Origin of the sequence: Limosilactobacillus kribbianus, from assembly GCF_026413145.1 — a bacterium.
GTDB classification, from domain to species: domain Bacteria; phylum Bacillota; class Bacilli; order Lactobacillales; family Lactobacillaceae; genus Limosilactobacillus; species Limosilactobacillus kribbianus.
In genome coordinates, this window is record NZ_JAOVYZ010000092.1 from 1 (window position 1) to 2,607 (window position 2,607).

Sequence of the window (2,607 nt, forward strand, 5' to 3'; positions counted from 1 at the left end):
AAGGCCACCTAATTAGTAACCGCGATTACTACTTAGGTGGCCTTAAAATTAACGAATTACTTTTCAAACGACATCCTGTAAGAACCGACCACTAATTGTCAAGCTCTTAACTTAATGACATTGTCCCGCGGGATGCCACTCTTTTTGATTGCCCGGCCAACAGCTTCCTCATTGCCATAGATTGCAGCGGTATCGAAGAGCCGATAGCCAGCGTTGATCGCATCTGTAACCGCGCGCTCGTATTCATCAAGGTCGTCAACTTGAAAGACTCCAAAACCAAGCAACGGCATCTCAACACCATTATTCAACTTGACAGATTCCATTCTTTTGCCCCTTTCGAGAATTCTTTGCTACCCTTTAAGAATAAGCGGGGCAATCGTGTTTGTGAAATGCTTATCATGATTCAGAAATTATTCAGATTTTGGATTATTAAATTGCCTGGATGTATTTTTTGTACAGAACCACTGCAATCCAGGCCGAGATAAAGGAAGGCAGGACAATCACAACAAATAAGTTGGGATCGAGAAAATTGCCAATCTTAATAAAGTGCCCGATTTCTTGAACCTTCTTAACGTTTGAAAAGATCGCCTGGTAAACCGTTACATAGATCAGGCTCCACTGAATATAATATTCGACCATCGTGAGAACGGTGCTGGTAAACCGGATAATTTCCCGCAGCATCCGCATTCCCGCATAGAGCAGCATCCCCGACAGGACGACGAAAATCGCCAGCAAGAGGAAGAGGTTGCCAAGCTCAACCACCCGTACCCGCCGCAAGAGCCCGGAAGCCAGCTCAAAGAACAGCAGAAAATTCAGGGTACTAAAGACCAGCTCGCTTAAAAAGAGCACGGCTGCCGCAATAAAGGGCCGTCGATCCCCCTCCCGCAACAATAAAACGATAATTGCTAGAATAATAATCGGAATAAAAATATCAGTAATTTTCATGCACGTGGCCTCCAAATTTGGATACGGCAGATTGTAAAATTTAAGTTGAACATTTAAGTGGACAGAAAAACCCATCAAGGTCTTTAATGGTGTTACCACAACATTCCATTAGAAAGAAGGACCTTGATGGGCACCACTATTTTATCATTCCAGAACCGCGTTGTCATTGAAACGCTTCATAATGAAGGACGTTCCTTACGATACATCGCTAATTACTTAGGCTTTAGTAAAACCACAGTCTTTAACGAACTTCACCGGCTCAACGGTGAGTATCAAGCTGAACTAGCGCAAACTGACTTTGAACGCAAGGTTAGTCAACGGGGGCGGAAGTCTTCACTCACTAAAAGCCTTAAGCACTTGATTGAGGAAAAGATTCAAGTCCAGAAGTGGTCCCCTGAACAAGTTGCCCATGTAGTTGGGATTGCCTACAAGACGGTCTATAACTGGATTGATCAAGGATGGCTTGATGTACAGTTACCCGATTTGCCTGATCATGGAATTCGTCGTCATCGTGCTAAAGAAAAGCGTGGTACGTTCAGTCACGGCCGCTCCATTGAGGAGCGTCCTCATAAAGTCGAAACTCGCCAAGAATTCGGCCACTTTGAAGCTGATACCGTACTTTCTGGCAAACGTAAAGGTCAAGCTGTGGCGACTTTTGTGGAGCGTAAGAGTCGCCTGACAATTGTTAAACGGCTCCATGGTCGCGACAGTCAGTCCATGACTCAAGCCGTACTTGAACTAGCTAGTCAACTTCAAGACAAGCTCAAGACGCTTACCGTGGATCATGGGAAAGAGTTCGCTAACTATCAGGCAATTGAACAGCTAACGGGTACTCAGGTTTACTTTGCCCATGCCTATTCACCGCACGAACGCGGTAGTAATGAGAACCGTAACCGAGTTTTGCGACGGTTTATTCCCAAGGGACAAGCCATTGAAGAGCTGAGCGATCGCCAGCTGGTTCAAATCAATTGGTATCTGAATTCCCGACCAGTTAAATGTCTTAACTGGCACACACCAATCGAGATCTTCTTGCTTAATCTACGTCACTAAATTCGTTCAAGTTATTTCTTGCAATCTGCCATACAAAAAAAACGACAAGAACCGCAATTCTCGTCGCAACTAAGGGCGGTAAGTGGGATTTGAACCCACGCGTGCCGGACCCACAAACCGGTGTGTTAACCAAACTTCACCATTACCGCCAACATATTCAATTCAGGCAAATACATGCCAATGGAGAATAACGGAATCGAACCGATGACCTCCTGCTTGCAAAGCAGGTGCTCTCCCAGCTGAGCTAATTCCCCATAAAGTGACCCGTGCGGGATTTGAACCCACGATACCAGCGTGAAAGGCTGGTGTCTTAACCACTTGACTAACGGGTCATGATGTGAAGCGGAAGACGGGATTCGAACCCGCGATCCCCACCATGGCAAGGTGATGTTCTACCACTGAACTACTTCCGCATGTCTCACATGACAACGTCAATTATAATATCAAGAATCAGCACCAAAGGCAAGTCTTTTTTCAAAAAAAGTTTAGATTTTGGCAGATTGCAAGAAATAACTTGAACGAATTTAATGACGTAAATTAAGCAGGAAGATCTCGATTGGTGTGCGCCAGTTAAGACATTTAAGTGGCCGGGAATTCAGATACCAATTGATT

General features: G+C 44.9%; 2 protein-coding genes, 4 tRNA genes and 1 pseudogene. 1 reads left to right on the forward strand and 6 read right to left on the reverse strand.

What is annotated here, in order from left to right; genetic code table 11:
• Positions 1-116 precede the first annotated feature (116 nt).
• Positions 117-323 (reverse strand): annotated as a pseudogene (locus OCT58_RS10180) (aldo/keto reductase); the annotation flags it as partial.
• Positions 324-429: 106 nt separating this feature from the next.
• Positions 430-945 carry an SA1002 family membrane protein gene (locus OCT58_RS10185; protein WP_267202715.1) on the reverse strand — a complete coding sequence of 172 codons (516 nt, stop codon included), beginning with the start codon at positions 943-945 and terminating at the stop codon, positions 430-432.
• A 126-nt stretch (positions 946-1,071) separates the two neighbouring features.
• Here OCT58_RS10185 and OCT58_RS10190 point away from each other — a divergent pair, with 126 nt between their 5' ends.
• Positions 1,072-1,995 (forward strand): IS30 family transposase, encoded by a 924-nt coding sequence (locus tag OCT58_RS10190; protein WP_267202716.1) that lies wholly within the window; start codon positions 1,072-1,074, stop codon positions 1,993-1,995.
• A gap of 74 nt (positions 1,996-2,069) precedes the next feature.
• Here the strand turns inward: OCT58_RS10190 and OCT58_RS10195 are convergent.
• From OCT58_RS10195 to OCT58_RS10210, 4 genes are all read right to left on the reverse strand, one after another.
• A tRNA-His gene (locus OCT58_RS10195) sits at positions 2,070-2,144 on the reverse strand.
• A 32-nt stretch (positions 2,145-2,176) separates the two neighbouring features.
• Positions 2,177-2,249, reverse strand: a tRNA-Ala gene (locus OCT58_RS10200).
• A 6-nt stretch (positions 2,250-2,255) separates the two neighbouring features.
• Positions 2,256-2,327, reverse strand: a tRNA-Glu gene (locus OCT58_RS10205).
• A gap of 9 nt (positions 2,328-2,336) precedes the next feature.
• A tRNA-Gly gene (locus OCT58_RS10210) sits at positions 2,337-2,408 on the reverse strand.
• Between the last annotated feature and the right edge of the window lie 199 nt (positions 2,409-2,607).